This is a genomic window from Microbacterium sp. ER1 (assembly GCF_023383675.1).
In the GTDB taxonomy this organism is placed as follows: domain Bacteria; phylum Actinomycetota; class Actinomycetes; order Actinomycetales; family Microbacteriaceae; genus Microbacterium.
Genome location: NZ_QCXO01000137.1, coordinates 214,045 through 233,231 on the forward strand (window position 1 = coordinate 214,045; position 19,187 = coordinate 233,231).

Here is a 19,187-nt window from a genome sequence, read left to right on the forward strand (position 1 = left end):
GCCGCCGCGGCCCGCGGTTCAGCGGGTCGCGGCGGTGAACACGATCCGGCCGCCCTGGCGCACGGCGGCGCACCCCGGCAGGTCGATCGGGCCCTGACCCGACCAGTCGGTCACGAGGCGGGCGACCTCGATCGTCTGCGCGCGGCTCAGGCTCGCCCCGAACTCGCTGTCGACCACGAGACGGATGATGCGGTTGCGCAGCGCGGCCGGGTTGGCGGCGAGCGCGGCGACGCTCACCGAGATCCCGGCCTCGGCGTGCTCGACGATGTCCTCGATCGTCTCGTGGATCATCTCGTCGAACGCCTCCGCGTCCTCCCGGAGCTGCTCGGCCGTGCGCGCCAACGCCTCGGCGATGCCCGGGCCGAGTTGCGTCTCCAGCACCGGGAGCACGTGGCGACGCACCCGCACGCGCGTGTAGCGGTCATCGGTGTTGTGGGGGTCGTCCCACGGCTGCAGCTCCGCCGCGGCGCAGAACGCACGGGTGGTCTCGCGGCGCACGCCGAGCAGCGGGCGCAGCCACCGGAGGCCGTCATCGTCCTCCCGGTCCGGCGCCATGCCCTGCAGGCTCGTCGCCCCGGAGCCGCGGGTGAGTCCGAGCAGGACCGTCTCCGCCTGATCGTCGAGCGTGTGACCGAGCAGGACCGCCCGCGCGCCGATGTCGCCCGCCGCGTCCCGGAGCACGCGGTAGCGCGCGTCGCGCGCGGCCGCCTCCGGACCACCGTCGCCGTCGACCTCGACGCGGACGACGAGCGCCTCGAGCCCGAGCCGTCCGGCGATGCGCGCCGTCTCCGCCGCGACGTCGGCGGACCCGTCCTGCAGACCGTGGTCGACCGTCACCGCGGTCGCACGCACCCCGACTTTCGCGGCCTCGAACGCGGTGGCCGCCGCCAGTGCGAGCGAGTCGGCACCGCCGGACACCGCGACGACGACGGTCGAGCCCTCGGGCAGGTCGGCGAGCGCGGTGCGCACGGCGAGGCGGATCTCGGCGACGGCGGGGTCGAGGGATGGCATCCCTCCACGCTAGGGCACCGTCTCGGCTGCCGTGTCGCCCGAAACCGCGCAGGGCTATCCTGGCGCCGTGACCGGTCGCTCCCCTGCTCCGTCGTTCCGCCCTGAGCGCTTCAAGGCGTTCGTCGATGCGGTCGTGGCGATCGCGATGACGTTGCTGATCCTGCCGCTCACGGACTCGGTCGCCGAGGCGGCCGCCGATCACCTGGATACGGCAGAGTTCCTCGCCGCACACGCGGGCCAACTTCTGAGCTTCGGATTGAGCTTCCTCCTCATCGCGGTGTTCTGGATGGGGCACCACAGTCAGTACCGGGACGTCCAGGCGGTCACGCCGGCGCTGCTGTGGATCAACGTGGCGTGGATGGCGACCATCGTGTGGCTGCCAGTGCCGACGGCGATGATCGGTCAGATGGAGCCCGACCCTCTGCAGGCGGTCCTCTACATCGGCACGCTCCTTCTGACGCAGGTCACGACGCTCGCCGGCTGGCTCTATCTGCAGCGGCACGGGGAGCTCATCACGACACCCCCGGCGGTGATCCGCGGCGGAATCGCCGGTGATCTCGCGGCGATCGTCCTTTTCGCGATCGCCCTGGTCATCGCCGTCGCCGCGTCGCCGAACGGATACCTGGGGTTGCTGGTCCTCCTGTTGAGCAGTCCTCTCTCACGCCTCCTGAACCGGATCGTCCAGCGGCGGCACCGGGACAGCCATCCCGCGACCCCCGAGTAGGCTGGTCCGCGGCATCCCAACCGATCTTCCTGAGGAGCACACGCATGGGCGCACACGACGCCGTCATCGAGATCCCGCGCGGCAGCCGCGTGAAGTACGAGGTCGACCACGAGACCGGGCGAGTGCACCTCGACCGCGTGCTCTACACGACCTTCGGCTACCCGGCCGACTACGGCTACTTCGACAACACGCTCGGCGAGGACGGCGACCCGCTCGACGTGCTGGTGCTCCTCGACCACCAGATCTACCCCGGCGTCGTCGTCGAGGTCCGCCCCGTCGCCGTGCTGAAGATGAGCGACGAGGCCGGCGGAGACGACAAGCTCGTCGCCGTGCTCTCCAAGGACCCGCGCTGGGCGCACATCCAGGACATCGACGATGTGCCGGAGTACACGAAGAAGGAGATCGCGCACTTCTTCGAGCACTACAAGGACCTCGAGCCCAACAAGTGGGTCAAGGTCGACGAGTGGGGCAACGCCGCCGAGGCGCAGCGCATCCTCGACGAGGCCATCGTCCGCTTCGGCGAGCAGGGCCACTGACCCGACCCTCTCTGGGTCGCTGAGCCTGTCGAAGCGAAGACCCCCGGACGCCAGGCGTCCGGGGGTCTTCTGCTGTCCAGCCGTCCGTCAGACGGAGATGCCCTTGCCCGCCATGAAGTCGATGGGGTTCGTGTAGCGGCCGTTGATGTAGACCTCGAAGTGCAGGTGACAGCCGAAGGAGCCGCCGGTGTTGCCCGCGTAGGCGATGACCTGTCCGGCCTCGACCCACTGGCCGCTGCGCACGGCGAACCCGCCGGGCTTGATGTGCGCGTAGCCGGTGGCGATGCCGCCGCCGTGCTGGATGCGGACGTAGTTGCCGTAGCCGCCGTTGTAGAAGGCCGCGTCGACCGTGCCGGAATGGGCCGCGTAGATCGCCGCGCCGCAGCCGTTCGCGAGGTCGACGCCGTAGTGCCAGCTCGAAGAGCAGCCGTTGGCGTTGCACTGCTGCGAACGGGGGCCGTAGCCGGAGCTGCGGTAGCCGCCATGCGGACGCACCCAACCGCCGCTTCCCGGGGTTCCGCCTCCGCCGCTGTTCCCCCCGGCGTTCGCAGCGGCCTCGGCGGCTTCGCGGCGCTTGCGCTCCTTCTCGCGCTCCTCGACGCCCTTCTGGTACCCGGCGACGGTGGTCGCGGTGGTGTCCTTCAGCGCGGCGAGCTGGGCCTGCATCGTGGCGAGGTTCGCCGACTGCTCGTCGAGAGCGGCCTGGGCGGCGTCGGCGGCCTGCTGCGCTGCGACCATCTTCTCTTCGGCGATCTTCTGGAGCCGGTCGCGCTCGTCCCGGGCGACGACCGCCTGGTCGCTGAGGGACTGCGCGGAGTTCCGCGCGGCGACCGCGTCGTTGTAGACGGTCTGGTTGTACTCGAGGAGCTTGTCCATCGAGCCGAGGCGGGCGAGGAGCTCGTCGGCGTTGGCTGCGGAGCCCGCGAAGAACAGCTCCAGCGAGGTGTCGTCACCGCCGTTGCGATAGAGCTGGGCGGCGACCTGACCGGCCTTGCGGGCGGACTCGTCGGCGACGGCGGCCTGCGCGTCCGCCTTCTCCTGCAGCGAATCGGCCTCCGCGATCGCGGCGAAGTAGGCCTGCTGCGCGTTGTAGAACTCGGTCGAGGCGACCTCGGCGGCGGCCTGCGTCTCGGAGACCTTCTGCGTGAGCGACTGGATCAGCCCCTCGATGCGCTTCACCTCTGCAGCCTTGGAGGCCTCGTTCTGCTTGGCTTTCTGCACGTCGTCCCAGCTCGGGTACGACGCGGCGTGGGCGGCCGTGACTCCGGACGTGATGCCGAACGCGCTGAGGGCGACGACGCTGAGCGCGCCGAGTCCGAGAGCGCCGCGGCGGCTGATGCCGTCGCCGAAGAGGGTACGTCGCTCCGTCGGGGTGGGCGCACACCCGCAGTCCGCGGATGCCGCGAGTGCCGCATCCTGCGTGGTCTTGTCGTTCACACGGCCCCTTCCGCCGGTTTCACAGATGCCACAGTAACAACAACTTTCACACCAGCACCAGACTCCTGGAGCGGCGTGAACGGCATCCCCGGCCCCTCCATGGTCCCGCTCGAACACGCCCGGGGGAAGCGGGTTCCGGCCTCGATTCGCGATTTGCCCGGATGATCCCTTATGCTTGAGCGTCGGCAAGGAAGTCCCCCGGGACTGACTCGGCCCCATCGTTTAGCGGCCTAGGACGCCGCCCTTTCACGGCGGTAGCACGGGTTCGAATCCCGTTGGGGTCACTCCATCCGATACAATTGAAAACACCAGTATGGCCCTGTAGCGCAGTTGGTTAGCGTGCCGCCCTGTCACGGCGGAGGTCGCGGGTTCAAGTCCCGTCAGGGTCGCTCCGTGCGACGAGCTCTTTCTTCGGAGAGGGCTCTTCGTCTAGGACGCGGCAGCATCATCGCCGCGCGGCTCTGTAGCTCAGTTGGTAGAGCGTTCGACTGAAAATCGAAAGGTCACCGGATCGATGCCGGTCGGAGCCACAAGGCTGATCATTACAATCAGCCCAGAAACCCTCGCCTAGCTTCTACATGGCGGGGGTTTTGCTTTGCCCTGCGGCGACCGCATGCGGCAGCGCGTGGGTCACGAGGCTCACCAGGAACTTCCCCGGTTCCTCGAACATGCAGAGGTGCGCGGAGTTCTCGAACCACACGACGTGCGTCGACGGCGCCGTCACGGTCTCCAGCCAGCGGGCGACCGGCCCGGTGGGGGTCGTCCAGTCGTGCCGGCCGAGGAACTGGAGCATCGGCACCTCGAACGCCGTCTGATGGCGGGCGTCGAAGCCGAGCAGGGCGGGCAGCACCGCGGGCATGGTCGCCCGCTGCCCGACACCGATGAGGCCCAGGTCGGCGTCCGTGTAATACGGGGACAGCTCCTGCGACTCGGTGAAGTACGCGAAGTCGGAGCGATACGCCGAGAGGCCGCCGTAGTACTGCGCCCATCTCCGGCAGGTCACGATGCGTTCGACGGTCAGCGGCTCCTCGCCGGGATACTCCCCGAGCGCCCGCAGCTCGGAGATCGCCCGCTCGTTCCCGTCCGCGACAGCACTCCGCATCGCGTGGCGGAAGCTCTCCTCCTCGTTCTCGGGACCGGAGATGACCTGGCCGACGCCGACGTACGCCCACAGCAGGTCGGGACGCCGTCGGGCGAGGGTGAGCCCGAGGACCGTCCCCCAGCTGTGCCCGAGCACCCCGACCTTCTGCACGCCCAGCTCGCCCTGTAGCCACGCGATCAGGTCCACGAGATCGTCGACGTACCGGTCGACGCTGAGGTCCACGTCCTCGGACACGGACTCCGCGGACTTGCCGCTCGCGCGCTGGTCGTAGTTGACGACCGTGAAGTAGTCCTCCACGCCGCGTTGCCAGGCCCACGACGAGGGCAGCGACGGGAGGGCAGGACCGCCGTGACAGACGACGAGCACGGGGTTCCGTGTGCTGCGACCACGGATGGAGACGAACTGGGAGACACCGCCGAGGTCGACGTACGTCGTCCTGTCGATCGACTCCGGGTTCGGGATCCGGCACAGATCTGCGATCACTGCGCGGCCGACGTCGTCACTCATGTCGATCACCCTAGGAGAAGCAGACCGGCGGAACGTCATCCCAGCGCGCGCTGCCATACACCCCGATGCGCGGTGACGTAGTCGAGCACCGCCGCCCAGTGCGCCCCGTGACCCGTGCGGTACATGGTGCCCCACGGCTCGCGCCCCGTCTCCGCGGACGAGCGCAGCAGGTCGAGCATCGCCTGCGTGCGCCGGCGCATCATGTCCGGGAGCACCGCGCGCAGCTCCTCGTCGGCGCCGTATCCGTCGATGAACGCCGCGAGGTCGGCGGCGGAGCGCTCCGGGTCCCGGGTCGGATTCGGAAGCGCGAACGTCTGCGCGGAGAAGGCGAGGTCCCATGAGCGGGTGCTCGGGGAGGCGCCGTCCCAGTCGATGAAGACCCAGCGGTCGCCGAGCATCAGGTTCCACGGCGCCAGGTCGTTGTGGCAGATGAGCTCCTGCGCGGGCGCCGAGAGGGGCGGCTCCCAGATCGCGTCGGCAGCAGGGACGTACCGCGCCGAGACGTCATGGATCCGGCGGACCATCCCGCCCACGCGGCCGAGCTCGGCGGCGGAGAGCGGTGCGGCGTCCATGGCGAGCGTCCCGGGGAGGAACTCGATGATCTGCCGCCCCTGCGCGTCTCTGCCGAGCGGTTCGGGCGCGTCGACGCCGCCATTCCGCAGCGCCCGCACATAGGCGATGACGTGCGGGGTCGCGGGTGTCCACGCCTTGCGGACGGTGTCCCCGACCCGCACGACGGGTCCGCTCGCATTGCCGCCCTCGAGGACTTCCTCCCGCATCCCCCGAGGCTATCGGAGGCGCCTTCGGCAGAGATCACTCCTCCGGGCGACGAGGGATACCTCCCCCGGCGGACGCCGCCCGCGAGCCGCGACCGCAGAGTGGAGGTATGACACGACGACACCTCCTCCCCGCTGCCGCCCTGCTCCTCAGCGGCACCCTGCTGCTCGGCGGATGCGCCGCCGTGGAGGGTCTCGTGCACAAGCAGTCGACCACGACCTTCGACGACGCCGAGGCCTTCCGCGCGGACACGCCGGTCAACGCGGACTGGGTTCCGGACGACGCGACCGCTCTCACGCTCCGGACGTCGACCCTCGAGGATGCCGACGACGCCGTGCTCCTGCTGACGAGCACGACGGCGCTGCCGGACGAGTGCGTGGAGACGGAGCGGACCTCCGCCCCGACCTGGACTCTCGACGACGGCCCGTCCGCGTACAAGGCGAAGACCGTCTTCGTCTGCGGGGACTGGAGCATCATCCCGTCCGACGACGGCTGGTTCGGTTGGACACCGAACTCCGACGAGGAGAAGGCCTCCGCCGGCAGCTGAGGCCCGCTCAGAGGTCGTCGAGGGCCTCGCGCGCCGACTCCACGGCCTCGGCAGCGGCGTCCTTCTTCTCCGCGGCCGCCGTGCGCCTCTGCTCCGCGGCAGGACGGTCGCGCTCGACGCGATCGGCCTCCTGACGCAGCTTCTCCAGCTGCGCCTCCACCTCGGCGATGCCGTCCGCAAGCTCCTCGGCGCTGTCGCTCAGTGCCCGCACCGCCTCGTCCTCCTTCGTGAGAGCCCGCTCCGCCTCGGCCAGGGCCTTCTCCGCCGCGGCCACCTGCCGCTCCGCGTCTCGCCGCTTCCGCCGCTCCTGCAGTTCGTCCCGCGGGCGCGGGGGTTGCGGCTGCAGGGTGGGGAGCGTGCCGGCCACCGCGTCGCGGATGTCGTCCGCGGTCCCCGACGGCTCCAGAGCCCTCACGAGTCGTCCGGATGCGACGGCCGCGGCGGCATCCTGATCGAAGAACGCCGCGGAGATCGTCTGCTCGACGGCGTCCCGCGTGGCCGCCGTGACGCGCTCGCCCCGCGACCCCGCGAGGTCCGCCGCACTCTCGGCGAGCCGTCGGGTCAGGGCACGGCGCTGCCGGCTGAGCGTGGTCAGCGCGGCGGCATCCAGGTCTTCCTGCGCCTCGCGCAGCTCCCCGGCCAGCGCCAGGGCCTCCCCGAGCTGGGCGGCCCGCTCCTGCGCGAACACGTTGACCACCCAGGCCGCGACCGACGGCTTCCGCAACGCCTTCACCGCCGCGGCGAGCGCAGCGTCCTCGATCTCCTTCGCCCTGGCGTTCCGGCTGGCGGTGAACGCTTCCGGCGGCCCCGCGTACAGCGCCGCTGCGATGTCGTCGAACGTCCCCGCGGCCATGCGCCCACGATACGCGCCCCGGAGTGCTCGACTCCGGCCGGTCACTCGATCGCGAGGTAGTCCGCGGCGTCGGAGGCGACGAGCACTCGCGCGCCGAAGGCGCCGTTCCCGTTCCCCGGATAGAGGTAGAGCTGTCCGGCCGGGGTGCGCGCGAGCAGGTCGGCGCGCCCGTCGCCGTTGTAGTCCACGCCTCCGGTGACCTCGGTGAACTCCTGCCAGCCCACGCCCACCTGTCGCACCGTGCGCAGGCCTGACGCCCCGGTGTAGAGGAGGAGCTGACCGTCGGCCGCGACTGCGACGATGTCGCCGCGTCCGTCCCCGTCGAAGTCGCCCGCGATGAGGTAGTGGACGCTCTCCCAGCCGCCGCCGATCATCGTCTGCGAGGAGGTCAGGCCGCCGCTGCCGTTGCCGTGGTAGACCCTCAGGTTGCCGGACCCGGAGACCCCGAGGATGTCCTGACGTCCGTCACCCGTGAAATCCGCACCCGAGGCGATGTGCCGCATGCTGTACCACCCCGAGCCCAGCCCGACCGCCCCACGGAAGCCCCCGCGTCCGTTTCCGGCGTAGAACTCCAGGACCCCGTCGGAGCGTGCCACGAGGAGGTCGGCATTGCCGTCGCCGTTGAGATCGGTGTGCGTGATGTGTCGCCGCGAGTTCGCCCACCCGCTGGCGAACAGCGTGGTCGGGCCGGCGAGGCCGCCGCGTCCGTTGCCGGCGCGCAGCCGCAGATCGCCGTTCCCCGCGACCACGAGGAGGTCGACCTTGTCATCGCCGGTGAAGTCTCCGGCGCTGACGCCGGCGGGCGATCCGGCACCGAGACCGGGGAAGAACAGCGGGATGGTCCCCCCTCGTGTGACGTCGGAGAGACACGTGAAGCCCTGGTTGATCTGCGAGTAGACCTTGCCGTTCAGCCACACCTCGAAGTGCAGGTGGTACGCGGCCGAGTTGCCCGTGTTGCCGACGACGCCGATCTGCTGCCCGCGGAGGACCTTGGTTCCCGGTGCGAACCACCCCGGAGCCGCCATGTGCGCATAGCGGGTCACGTATCCGCCCGCGTGCTGCACGTCCACGTAGTTGCCGTAGCCGCCGTTCGACGTACGACTCTTGATCACCCCGTCGTACGCGGCGAGGATGGGCGTGCCGCCGTTGCGGGAGATGTCGATGCCGTCGTGCGCGCGGTAATTGTTCCGGCAGCCGTCGCCGACCTTCGACTGGATGTTGCCGGACGCCGGGTAGACCATGTAGCCGTCGGACGCGGCGGTCGCGGTGCCAGCCGTGGAGACAGCGGGGACGAGCGCGCCGACCACGATCGCGAGCACGGCGACGATCCCGATCCGGCCCCGGCGCCAGCGGGACGTGCGCGTCATCTCGAAGCTCTCTCTTGGTCTGCGGGCCCCAGGACAGGTTGTCTCCCGCGGTCACCGTACCAAGAGCGGGCCCTCCGCGACGCGAACGCCACTCCCCCGGTCGGCCGGGATGCCCTCCGCGACCGGCGCGGGCGCACAGGATCCGTACGCCCCCGCGCTCGGGTGTACCGTCAGCATCATGGGAAGACTCCGGTACGACGGGCACTCGGATCCGATCCTCATCGAGGACGAGACGCTCGCGCATCTGAAGATCGTCATCGGCACGAAGCTCCGCCGGCAGGAGAGCTTCATGATGACCTGGCGGCCCGTCGAGGGGGGCGTCGACCGGCGCGCGAGCGTGTGGATCCATCCCGCCATCCCGCTGCAGTTCGGGTTCGACGACGCCGAGCCGCCGACGGTGGACCCGCACCGCATCCAGGAAATCATGCAGGCCCTCAACGCCTCCGGCGAACTGGTCCTCGATCACCTGTCCGGCCCGCGCTGACGCGCGACCGGGAGGTCGTCTCCATGGACACCGTCCTCACCGTCGTTCTCGTCGTCGTCATCATCGCTCTCCTCGTCGGCGCGGCCTTCCTCCCTCGATGGGTGCGACGCAGCTCCACCGCGGCCGGCGCCCGCGCGGGCGCGCGATTCACCGCAGAGCGGATGACGCAGCTCCTCACCGAGCTCGGCACGACGCTCCGGATCCAGGCGCCGCCGGAGGTCGCGGCCGCGCTCCTGCACGCGGCGGTCGCCGGGCACGAGAAGGCCTACGCCGTCCTCGACGACGGCACCGTCGGCATCCGCTTCGTCGAACCGGACGACACCGTCGTGCGGCTCGGTCCCGACGCCGAGGGGACTCTCCTGCGCGTGGAGACGTTCCGCGACTACCTCGGCTTCCCGCAGACCGCGCCGCTGTGGCGGGAGCTGCGGGAAAGGGTGACCGCAGAGGCGGCAGCGCGCCGGATCGAGGTGAGCGACGGACCCGTCTCCATGTTCGAGCGCGGAGACCTGCTCGACGACCGCAACGCCCGCTGGTTCCGCCGCGCCTGATCGTGCCGCTGCCCGCCCGTGCAAATGGGGGTCACGATTCACAGGCGACGCAATTAGGCTAGACGCGCGCCGCGCCCCGCAGGGACTCCGATGAGGACCCGGACGCGGTGCACGCCGGGGCCTCCTTCCCCGTGCTTGCGAACCCGTCCACGGAAACGAAGACCGCTTCGTGTCGCGGACACGCCAGAAAGGCTTGAACCCATGAGCGATTCCTCGGGCACCCCCCGCGACGACGACCGGTCGCCGGACTTCTTCGATCAGCTGATCGAGACCACTCCTCGCGAGTCGTCCTCCTCGTCCACCTCGGCGTTCACGATCGGCTTCCGGGGCTACGACAAGAACGAGGTCGACGCCGCGCTGGCGTCGATGCGCACGCAGCTCCAGCAGGCGGCCGACGAGCTGGCCGAGGCGAAGGCGCGCGAGGCCGAGTCCGTCGAGGCCATCAAGGCCGAAGAGCGCGAAGCCCGCGAAGCCCTGGAGGCGGAGCTCGCGGCCGCGAACGCCAAGGCCTCCGACGCCGAGCAGCAGGTGGCGACCCTGACCTCCGAGCTCGTCGACATGCCGCAGGCCGATGGCGAGGAGGCACCGTCGCGTCAGCAGTTCGAGGCGATCCTGCGCGTGGCCGAGGAGCAGGCGAACGTGCTCATCCAGAACGCCGCCGTGCAGGCCGACCGCCTGATGACCTCTGCCCGCGAGGAAGTGGCCGCGCAGCGTGCCGAAGCGGAGGCCGACGCCGAGCGCATCATCTCGCAGGCGCAGCGCGACGCCGACCAGGTGCGGCTGAAGATGGAGACCGAGTACACGGCCCACGAGGCGCGCATCGAGCGCGAGGCGGCGCACGCCGCGGAGAAGGTCAGCCAGGCCTCCCAGGAGGCCACCGCCATCCGCACCGAGGCCGAGAAGGGCGCCGCCGCGCTCCGCTCGCTGGTCACGCGCGAGACCACGCAGTTGCGTGCGGACGCCGAGCGCGAGGTCCGTGAGATGAACGCCCGCGTGCTGGAGTTCGAGGAGACCCTCACTCGTCGTCAGGACGACGCGCAGCAGGAGTTCCTCGTGCTGCACAACCAGGCCGTCGCCCACGCCGAGCGCATCACGACCGATGCGAACGAGCAGGTCACGGCCTCGCTGGAGCACGCGCAGCGCATCTCCGCGAAGGCGGACGGCTACGAGAAGCTCATGCGCTCGCAGGCGCAGGCGATCGAGGCCGACGCCCAGGTGCGCGCCAGGGAGATCCTCGAGCGTGCCCGCGTGAAGTCGCAGAAGATCGTCGACGCGGTCACCGGACACACCTCCACCGTCCTCCGCGACGCCGAGGACCGCGCCCGTCAGCTGCGGTGGCAGCAGCAGCAGCTCACGAGCTTCATGGCCGAAGTGCGCGAGCTCATCCGCCCGGACGGCATCTTCAGCGACGACAGCCTTCCCACCGAGATCGCGGTGACCGAGGCCACGATCGACGAGGACGACGACGACATCGAGGACGACGTCGTCGAGGCATCGGTCGAGACCTTCCGCGGCGACGAGGTCCTCGACGACGAGTTCGACGACGACCGCCCCCTGGAGAAGATCACGATCGACGTGATCGAGACGGACGACTCGAAGCGCTGATCCCGCGCAGAGACGACGAAGGGGCGAGCAGGTGTCTGCTCGTCCCTTCGTCGTATCCGTGTGCTCAGGCGCGGCGGAGCTGTGCCGCCGCCGGGCAGTCGAACGGGTCGCGCGCCGCCAGGCCCACGCGGTTGAGGTAGGCGATGACGATCGCGTACGACTGCCCGAGGCTCGTCTCCGTGTACGGGATGCCGTTGGCGGCGCAGTAGTCGCGCACGATGCCGCGTGCCTTCGACAGGTGCAGCCGCGACATGTTCGGGAACAGGTGGTGCTCGACCTGGTGGTTGAGGCCGCCCATCAGCCCCGTCACCCACCATCCGCCGCGGATGTTGCGCGACGTGCGCACCTGCTTCGAGAAGAAGTCGAGCTTGGCGTCGGGGGCGATGACCGGCATGCCCTTGTGGTTGGGGGCGAAGGACGCGCCCATGTAGACGCCGAAGACCGCGAGCTGCACGCCCAGGAACGCGAACGCCATGCCGACGGGGAGCAGGAGGAACAGCGGCACGAGGAGGACGGCGAACCGGAGGACGATGAGACCGAGTTCGGTCCAGCGTCCCTTCACGTTCTTCCGCGTCATCAGGTGCTTCAGGCCGAGGTAGTGCAGGTTGAGCCCCTCGAGCGTCAGGAGGGGGAAGAAGAGCCACCCCTGCGTGCGCGTGATGAGCCGGACGATGCCACGCGACTGCGCCGCATCCTCCTCCAGGAAGGAGATGGTGTCGACCTGGATGTCGGGGTCCTTGCCGACCTGGTTCGGGTTGCCGTGGTGCCGGGTGTGCTTGGAGTCCCACCAGTGGTAGCTCATGCCGATGATGCCGGCGAGCACGCGGGCCAGGCGGAAGTTCGCCGGTCCCGTGGAGAGGATCTGACGGTGCGCCGCCTCATGGGCGAGGAAGGCGACCTGCGTGAAGACGACCCCGAGGGCGGCGGCGATGAGGAGCTGGAACCAGCTGTCCCCGAGGAGGAGGAAGCCCGCGACGCAGCCGGCGAACGCGACGACCAGCGCCGCGCCGACCAGCGTGTAGAACACGGGCGTGCGCTGCAGGAGCCCGGTCTCCTTCACGACCTGCTGCACGTCCCGGTACGCCCGGGTGAGAGGCGGGAACTCGGCGTTCCCGGCGTAGGTCTGACGCACCGGGCCGAGGGTGGCGGTGACGGACGGGGAGGATGTGCGGGAGATGATGCTCTCCTGTCGATCGGGAGCCCTTGAGCTGAAGAAGCCAAGGGCGGTTGCCGATCGCTGTGGCCACACTAACCGCGCTCGCATACGCGAGGCGGCATACGACTCAGGCCCGTGCTCGACGCGGCCGCCGACCGCGCGTCCGAGGGAGGGCCGGCGATGCCGCCGGTCGCGCGGGCTGCTGCGCGACGGCGAGCGCACGGAAGGCGTCGTCGAGCGACGGGAACGACCCGAGGTCGGTGCCGCGCTCGTCGCGCAGCCGGTGCGCGGATCCGTCGAACTCGACGAAACCGGCGAACTCACCGTTGCGGGTGGCGACGTGCACGTCGACGTCGGCCTGTTTCCAGGTGAGAGGGATGGAGGAAGGGACGGTGGTGGTACTCATGCTCATGCTCATTGCTGTGGGGCGGGCGCGCTGTGGCGCTCCGCGCGTGAAGAGACCGAGGGCGGATTCCGCGCGCGTCGATGTGCGTGGTCCGTGGATGGCCCTGATCAGTGGCGACGAGGCGGCCGAGAGGGGGCGAAACGCACACGTTGCACGATCAGCTTAGCAGATCCACGAACCACGCGCCGAGAGCCTCAGCTTCCGGGGGGACGACCACCGCCACCGGTGGGCGCGACGCCGGCGCTCGGCGTGGTCGTCGTGTCGACGCCGACCACGAGGGTCGCGGTGTATCCGCCGGTGACGCTCCCCGTCGTCGTGGCGAGCTGCGACACTCCGCCGTCGTCGCCGAAGACGTTGTCGGAGGTCAGGGAGATCCGGGCGAGATTGTCCGCCGATCCGGAGTACGCCGTCTCCGCATAGACCGCACTGCAGGCGTCCTCGGGCAGCGCGAGCTGGGACGTGGCGATCGCGTTCGACGCGTCGGTGATCGCGGTCGCATCCGGATAGACCTCGAAGTGGATGTGCGGCCAGCGCCCGGAGTAGCACCCGGGGAAGACGGAGGTGAAGGATACCTTGCCGTCGTCGTCGGCGACCTGCACCCCGCGCAGATAGGAGACGTCCTCGAGCCCGGACGAGTACAGCGAGTACTCCCCCTGCGCGTTGCAGTGCCACGCGTAGACCGCGACGCCGGCGAAGGGCACCCCGCCGTTCGCGAGGTCGAGGATCTGGAGCTCGAAGGAGAGCGGGACGCCGTCGGCCGTGGCCCCGCCGTCGATGGACGAGCGGATGTCCTGGCGGATGATCCCGGCCTCGTCGAGGACGTCCGGACCGTTCGAGCCGTCGCCCGGATAGGGGCCGGCGGTCTCGTCGGGGATCTCCGTGACCGTGTCCGACGCCGTGCCGGTGGCGCTGGGCGTGGGGGTGGCGGTCGTCGACGACGATCCGGTGGCGCCGGGAGCGCAGGCGGCGAGGACGACGGCACCGAGGCCGAGCCCGCCGCCGATCAGCAGCCCGCGACGGCTCATCAGCGTCCGGAGGTCGAAGGCGACGCCCTGGTCGACGACCTCTTCGTCCGCGCGGTCCAGCAGTCGTCCTTCGTACATGGGGCCCTGCGGCGTGGGGGTCGGTTCGGGGATGCGGCTCATGATGTGCTCCTCTCGAGCGTCGGCGGCGTTGCCCCCATGCTCGACGGGTGAACAATCAAGAAGCTATGCGTGATCCCTGGGGCTCCTGTGGAGTCAGGAGCAGAGCGGAGGATGCGGGGACATCGCTCCGCTCTGCAGCGCTGGCGCTCGAAGAACTCGGCGGACAACGCAGGGCCGGGGCGATGGGGGAATCGCGCGCGCGGCCACGAAGACGGCCGTCATGCAGGGGACATGCGCGGCCGTGGCGCATCCAGTGGAACATGCCACTTGGCACCTGTCAAGTTTTTCCCGGACACCTGTCCAGATCGGGCGAGATGCCATAGCATTGCCCGCACCGATCCCGAAGGGGACGAGACCGGGGGACAGCATGACGACAGCGGACAAGCGCGCGGAACGCGCAGGGGTGGACAAGTTCGCGCTGCGCCGGCGGGCGCTGGCCGAAGCGGCCTTGGAGGCGATCGCCGAGCGGGGGTTCGCGCGGACGGGACTCCGCGAGATCGCGCAGCACTCGGAGCTCTCCCACGGGTCGCTGCACTACTACTTCACCGACAAGAACGACCTCATCGCGGAGGCCGTGCGGATATCCAAGGGCGGGCTCGGCGACCGCTACCTCGCCGTGCTGGAGAGGGCCGAGACCGCGGAGGAGCTGGCGGCCGGGGCCGCCGAGGAGCTCGCCAGGAGCGTGCACGACGACGCCCGCCTGCACCGGCTCTGGTACGACCTCCGCAACCAGTCCCTGTTCGAATCGGGCTTCGGCGACACGATCGCCGAAGTCGAGGCCGACCTGCAGGATGCCATCTGGCGCGTGGTCGAGCGCTACTCCGAGCTCTGCGGACGCCCGTGCCGCTTCACGCCGCTCTTCGCGTACGCGCTCACGGACGGCATGCTCCAGCACGCCCTCATCCGCCACCTGCGCGGCGACGGCGAGGCGATCGCGCGCCTGCGCCGCGAGTGCCGGGACCTCTTCGCCGCCAGCGTGTGACGCCGCGGATCACTCGTCCGTGACGACGGTTCCCCGAGCAACGGGCGGCCGGATCACCAGCACGATCACGATCGCCACCATGACCGTCGCCGTCAGCGCCACGGGCACCGGCACGAACGGATCGAGCAGGATGAGCAGCGCGCCGACGGGGATGACCGCGTTGACGACGCGGTCGGCGTTGTCGCGGATCGCGATCCACCAGATCCCCAGGAGGAAGACGGCGATCGGCACCGAGACGGTGAACGTGGCGATCACCGGGGCGAGGTGGCTCTCCCCCGTCATCACATCCAGCTCGACCTCGACACCGGCCGAGAACGCCGCCGCCGCGGCGAACACGAAGTAGTGCGTGTAGCCGTAGCGCAGGGAACGCCCCAGGGTCGTGATGGCCCGGTGGTGGGGCGGCCAGAAGTAGATCCACCACAGCGCGGCCGTGACGATGAAGGCCAGCGCCGAGATGGCGAGGAGCGGACCGAGCGCCTCCACCTCGTCGAGCGCGTCGATGATCGCATTCGCGGAGGCGAGGAGGCTCTCGCCCAGCACGATGAGGGTGAAGAGACCGTAGCGCTCGGTGATGTGGTGCGGGTGCCACGGCGTCTGTCCTCGGCGCTCCGCGAACACCGGGACGCTGACCTCGATGAGCGCGAACACGACGAACGCGACGAGCTGGACCGGACCGGACGGGATGAGCAGGAACAGGATCCACAGCACCTGCACGACCGCGATCCCGAGCGCGTAGCGGAGCGCGACGCCCCGGAGCGGTTCCTCGGTCCGCGAGGCGCGCAGCCATTGGGCCACCATCGCGACGCGCATCACCACGTAGCCGACGACGGGGAGCGTGAAGTTCCCCTCGTCGAACGCCTGCGGGACTCCGGCGGCGAGGATGAGGACGCCCGCCATCTGGACGAACGTGGCGATCCGGTACGGCCAGTCGTCGGTGTCGAACGACGTCGCGAACCACGTGAAGTTCATCCATGCCCACCAGATCGCGAAGAAGAGCATGGCGTAGGAGGTGATGCCGTGGAGGAAGTCCCCGTGGCTCAGCGCGTGGTGCAGCTGGGCCGAGGCGATGCTCACGGCCACGACGAAGACGAGGTCGAAGAAGAGCTCCAACGGGCTCGCCGTGCGGTGGGGCTGCCCCGGGTCCCGCGGTGCCATGGGACGCAGGTGGAAGCGCGTGCTCGGTGTCTGGTGCGTGGTCACCGCGAAAGAGTAGCCCCGCCCGCCCGGCGCTGTGCGGTATTCCGGAACGGATTTCACCGAGTCGGCGGAACGGCTTCCCTCCGACGAGCGGATCCGCTACAGTGTTGGACGTCTGCAGTGCCTGCTGCACGCCTCGTCGGTTGGGACGACGAGGACCTTCACGATGTGGGATCGCGAAGCATCAGCAGGACCCGAGGGGTCGGGACGCAGACGTGTCCGTGAACGTGGGGTTCACGGTCTGGGGAAAACTGGGGAAACGATGGCGCACTGGGGTTATCTGCGTACATTCACGGCTCAAGGGGCCTCGGCATGACTTCCGTCGAGGATGCTCTGAGCATCGCTCGTACGGGTTTCACGCCGATCACGGCACCGCGAGCGACCGCGTCGGTGACGCCTGCGGCGAGCACGCCGCGCGTGTCGGCGACGCTCGAACGACGCCGCCAGTGGGAGCGTCGCTATCGGATGCGGCTGCGGATCACGGATGCGGCTGTCATCCTGATCGCGGTCGCACTGACGGCGATGGTCCAGCTGGTCTCCGGCGTCGCGGTGATCGAGGCCGTGCGCAACGCCGCATTGCTGGGTCTCGCCTGGTACCTGATGCTGTCGGCGCTCAACAGCCGAGCCGCCGCCATCTTCGGGTCCGGGGCCACGGAGTACCGTCGCGTCGCGCACGCGGCGGGACTCGCCTTCGGCATCACCGCCATCGCGGGCGTGCTCCTGGAGTGGGAAGGACTGCAGCCGCTGTTCTTCATCGCCCTCCCGGTCGGCATGCTCGGTCTCCTCTTCGCCCGCTGGACCTGGCGCCGCTGGCTGCAGCGGCAGCGTCTGTCCGGTCGGTTCGCGTCGAGGACACTGGTGGTCGGCGCCACCGAGGACGTCGAGTATGTGATCGACTCCCTGCAGAAGGGCGGGGAGAACGGCTATCACGTCGTGGGGACGACGCTGCTGGATCGCAATGCCGGCGCGCTCAGGATCGGGGAGAGCATCTACCCGGTCGTGGGCGATCTGGACACCGTCGCCGCGGCGGCGGCACAGCTCGGGGCGGACACCATCATCGTGGCGAGCCGCCCCGAGGGGTCCCCCGACTTCGTCAAGCAGCTCAGCTGGCAGCTCGAGGGCACCGCCGCCGAGCTCGTGCTCTCCAGCCGTCTGACGGACGTCGCGGGGCCGCGCATCTCGCTGCGCCAGGTCGACGGCCTGCCGCTGATCCAGGTGAAGATCCCGACCTACGAGGGCGGGGTCCACCTTCTCAAGCGCGCGCTCGACATCGTCGTGGCCACCGTCGCGCTCATCCCGATCGCGCTGCTCACCCCCGTGCTCAGCGCGCTCATCAAGCTCGACTCGCCTGGCCCGGTGTTCTTCTTCCAGGAGCGCGTGGGACGGGACGGCCGCCGGTTCAAGATGGTGAAGTTCCGCTCTATGCGCACCGACGCCGAGAAGCAGCTCGCGGCACTCAAGGAGCAGAACGAGGGCGCCGGTCTGCTCTTCAAGATGAAGGACGACCCGCGCGTGACCCGCGTCGGGAAGGTGCTGCGCAAGCTGTCGCTGGACGAGCTCCCGCAGTTCTGGAACGTGCTCGTCGGCGACATGAGCGTCGTCGGCCCTCGTCCGCCGCTGCCCAGCGAGGTCACGGCCTATGACGGCACCGTGTTCCGCCGCCTCTACATCAAGCCGGGCATCACGGGTCTGTGGCAGGTCTCCGGACGCAGCGACCTCTCGTGGGACGAGAGCGTGCGGCTCGACCTGCGGTACGTGGAGAACTGGTCGGTCATGAACGATCTGCAGATCATGTGGCGCACGGCGAAGGTCATGGCGCAGCCGAGCGGGGCATACTGAGTCCATGAACCCCGCGCGACCCGAGGCCGAAGAACGACCCCTCCTCGTCGCCGTGACGACCTTTCGTCGCACCGAGCTCCTCGCTCCGCTCGTCATGGCGATCCGGGCGGGGGCCGGCGCCTCGGCGGAGCGCATGCGCATCGCGTTCGTGGACAACGATCCCGCCCGCTCGGCGGAGGAGGTCGCCGCAGAACTCGACGTCACCTACCTCCCTGAACCCACCCCGGGGATCGCGGCGGCGCGACAGGCCGCGCTCGACGCGGCGCGCCCGGGCGAGCTGGTCGCGATGGTCGACGATGACGTCGTACCGCTGGAGGGGTGGCTCGACGCCCTCGTGGAGACATGGTCGAGAAACGGGCGTCCCGCCGTCGTGATGGGGTACGTGGACTACGTCTGGCCCGAGGGCACCGACCCCTGGATCGTCGCCGGTGGGTTCATGCGGCGACGACGCCGACGGAACGGGCAGCGACTGGACGCCTTGGCGACCGGGAATGTCCTGATCGACGCTTCGCAGGTCGCGTCACTCGGAGTGCACTTCGACACAAGCCTCGGCCTGGCCGGCGGAGAGGACATGCTCTTCGGGCGATCGCTGCTCGCCGCTGGCGGGGCGATCATCGCATCCGCGGACTCGATCGTCCGCGACGAGGTCCCCGCGGAGCGCACGACCCGCGAGTTCGTGCGACGGCGGACCATCTCACAGGGTCAGATGCGTACCGAACTCCTCACCCGAGACGGCTCCCTCGCGCGGCGCATCATCCTTCGCGGCGCCCACCTCGTGGGCGGCGTGGCCCGCCTTGTGATCTTCTCCCTGCGAGAAGTCCTCGCCCGCGCGCGCGGCGACCGTGCCGCACAGGCCGTGCTGCGGCGGCGCATCTGGTTCGCCCAGGGGCGCACTCTCGGCGCCCTCGGCCGGATCACCCCGGCGTACGCCCGGAGCTGACGGGAACGGATGAGGGGCGGGGCC

At 70.0% G+C, this 19,187-nt stretch carries 19 protein-coding genes and 3 tRNA genes; 12 read left to right on the forward strand and 10 right to left on the reverse strand.

From position 1 onward, the window contains the following. Positions 1-18 precede the first annotated feature (18 nt). Positions 19-1,011, reverse strand: a complete 993-nt coding sequence (tilS, locus tag BV453_RS12940; RefSeq protein WP_249521775.1) for a tRNA lysidine(34) synthetase TilS — start codon at positions 1,009-1,011, stop codon at positions 19-21. Positions 1,012-1,078: 67 nt separating this feature from the next. Here tilS and BV453_RS12945 point away from each other — a divergent pair, with 67 nt between their 5' ends. Together BV453_RS12945 and ppa are read left to right on the forward strand one after the other, a co-directional pair. Further along, positions 1,079-1,735: a TMEM175 family protein gene (locus tag BV453_RS12945; protein ID WP_249521776.1), complete on the forward strand. Its 657-nt coding sequence runs from the start codon at positions 1,079-1,081 to the stop codon at positions 1,733-1,735. Between the two features lie 44 nt (positions 1,736-1,779). Next, positions 1,780-2,271: an inorganic diphosphatase gene (gene ppa, locus BV453_RS12950; RefSeq protein WP_025104593.1), complete on the forward strand. Its 492-nt coding sequence runs from the start codon at positions 1,780-1,782 to the stop codon at positions 2,269-2,271. 87 nt (positions 2,272-2,358) lie between these two features. On the opposite strand, the gene BV453_RS12955 is transcribed toward ppa, so the two are convergent. Further along, entirely contained in the window at positions 2,359-3,708 is a 1,350-nt protein-coding gene (locus BV453_RS12955) for a M23 family metallopeptidase (RefSeq protein ID WP_249521777.1), read from the reverse strand. Positions 3,709-3,919: 211 nt separating this feature from the next. Here BV453_RS12955 and BV453_RS12960 point away from each other — a divergent pair. From BV453_RS12960 to BV453_RS12970, 3 genes are all read left to right on the forward strand, one after another. Beyond that, positions 3,920-3,992: transfer RNA gene (locus BV453_RS12960), tRNA-Glu, on the forward strand. Between the two features lie 31 nt (positions 3,993-4,023). Then, positions 4,024-4,097: transfer RNA gene (locus BV453_RS12965), tRNA-Asp, on the forward strand. A 68-nt stretch (positions 4,098-4,165) separates the two neighbouring features. Further along, positions 4,166-4,238: transfer RNA gene (locus BV453_RS12970), tRNA-Phe, on the forward strand. Positions 4,239-4,282: 44 nt separating this feature from the next. On the opposite strand, the gene BV453_RS12975 is transcribed toward BV453_RS12970, so the two are convergent. Next, positions 4,283-5,317, reverse strand: a complete 1,035-nt coding sequence (locus BV453_RS12975) for an alpha/beta hydrolase (RefSeq protein ID WP_249521778.1) — start codon at positions 5,315-5,317, stop codon at positions 4,283-4,285. A 35-nt stretch (positions 5,318-5,352) separates the two neighbouring features. Next, positions 5,353-6,096: a phosphotransferase gene (locus BV453_RS12980; RefSeq protein ID WP_249521779.1), complete on the reverse strand. Its 744-nt coding sequence runs from the start codon at positions 6,094-6,096 to the stop codon at positions 5,353-5,355. Between the two features lie 107 nt (positions 6,097-6,203). On the opposite strand from BV453_RS12980, the gene BV453_RS12985 reads away from it, so the two are divergent. Beyond that, the gene (locus BV453_RS12985; RefSeq protein WP_249521780.1) at positions 6,204-6,641 is read left to right on the forward strand and encodes a hypothetical protein; all 438 of its coding nucleotides are present in this window, start codon (positions 6,204-6,206) and stop codon (positions 6,639-6,641) included. A 7-nt stretch (positions 6,642-6,648) separates the two neighbouring features. Here the strand turns inward: BV453_RS12985 and BV453_RS12990 are convergent, their stop codons facing one another. Further along, positions 6,649-7,494 (reverse strand): transposase, encoded by an 846-nt coding sequence (locus tag BV453_RS12990; RefSeq protein WP_249521781.1) that lies wholly within the window; start codon positions 7,492-7,494, stop codon positions 6,649-6,651. 41 nt (positions 7,495-7,535) lie between these two features. Beyond that, positions 7,536-8,861 (reverse strand): VCBS repeat domain-containing M23 family metallopeptidase, encoded by a 1,326-nt coding sequence (locus BV453_RS12995; RefSeq protein WP_249521782.1) that lies wholly within the window; start codon positions 8,859-8,861, stop codon positions 7,536-7,538. Positions 8,862-9,039: 178 nt separating this feature from the next. Here BV453_RS12995 and BV453_RS13000 point away from each other — a divergent pair, with 178 nt between their 5' ends. The 3 genes from BV453_RS13000 to BV453_RS13010 all read left to right on the forward strand — a co-directional run bounded on the left by BV453_RS13000 (position 9,040) and on the right by BV453_RS13010 (position 11,498). Next, positions 9,040-9,345, forward strand: a complete 306-nt coding sequence (locus BV453_RS13000) for a hypothetical protein (protein ID WP_025104600.1) — start codon at positions 9,040-9,042, stop codon at positions 9,343-9,345. Positions 9,346-9,368: 23 nt separating this feature from the next. After that, on the forward strand, positions 9,369-9,893 hold the full coding sequence (locus BV453_RS13005; RefSeq protein WP_249521783.1) for a hypothetical protein: 525 nt from the start codon (positions 9,369-9,371) through the stop codon (positions 9,891-9,893). A 201-nt stretch (positions 9,894-10,094) separates the two neighbouring features. Next, the gene (locus tag BV453_RS13010; protein ID WP_025104602.1) at positions 10,095-11,498 is read left to right on the forward strand and encodes a hypothetical protein; all 1,404 of its coding nucleotides are present in this window, start codon (positions 10,095-10,097) and stop codon (positions 11,496-11,498) included. A 64-nt stretch (positions 11,499-11,562) separates the two neighbouring features. Here the strand turns inward: BV453_RS13010 and BV453_RS13015 are convergent, their stop codons facing one another. From BV453_RS13015 to BV453_RS13025, 3 genes are all read right to left on the reverse strand, one after another. Next, the gene (locus BV453_RS13015; RefSeq protein WP_374209033.1) at positions 11,563-12,630 is read right to left on the reverse strand and encodes a fatty acid desaturase; all 1,068 of its coding nucleotides are present in this window, start codon (positions 12,628-12,630) and stop codon (positions 11,563-11,565) included. A gap of 151 nt (positions 12,631-12,781) precedes the next feature. After that, positions 12,782-13,060, reverse strand: coding sequence for a hypothetical protein (locus BV453_RS13020; RefSeq protein ID WP_146008213.1), 279 nt, complete (start codon positions 13,058-13,060; stop codon positions 12,782-12,784). A gap of 194 nt (positions 13,061-13,254) precedes the next feature. After that, complete coding sequence (locus tag BV453_RS13025; protein WP_085604055.1) at positions 13,255-14,205, reverse strand: intradiol ring-cleavage dioxygenase; 951 nt, start codon at positions 14,203-14,205, stop codon at positions 13,255-13,257. Between the two features lie 367 nt (positions 14,206-14,572). Here BV453_RS13025 and BV453_RS13030 point away from each other — a divergent pair, with 367 nt between their 5' ends. Then, on the forward strand, positions 14,573-15,187 hold the full coding sequence (locus BV453_RS13030) for a TetR/AcrR family transcriptional regulator (RefSeq protein WP_172400043.1): 615 nt from the start codon (positions 14,573-14,575) through the stop codon (positions 15,185-15,187). 9 nt (positions 15,188-15,196) lie between these two features. Here the strand turns inward: BV453_RS13030 and BV453_RS13035 are convergent, their stop codons facing one another. After that, the gene (locus BV453_RS13035) at positions 15,197-16,342 is read right to left on the reverse strand and encodes a low temperature requirement protein A (protein ID WP_249521810.1); all 1,146 of its coding nucleotides are present in this window, start codon (positions 16,340-16,342) and stop codon (positions 15,197-15,199) included. A 354-nt stretch (positions 16,343-16,696) separates the two neighbouring features. Here BV453_RS13035 and BV453_RS13040 point away from each other — a divergent pair, with 354 nt between their 5' ends. After that, positions 16,697-18,223: a sugar transferase gene (locus tag BV453_RS13040; RefSeq protein ID WP_025104608.1), complete on the forward strand. Its 1,527-nt coding sequence runs from the start codon at positions 16,697-16,699 to the stop codon at positions 18,221-18,223. A gap of 4 nt (positions 18,224-18,227) precedes the next feature. Further along, complete coding sequence (locus tag BV453_RS13045) at positions 18,228-19,163, forward strand: glycosyltransferase family 2 protein (RefSeq protein ID WP_025104609.1); 936 nt, start codon at positions 18,228-18,230, stop codon at positions 19,161-19,163. Positions 19,164-19,187 lie beyond the last annotated feature (24 nt).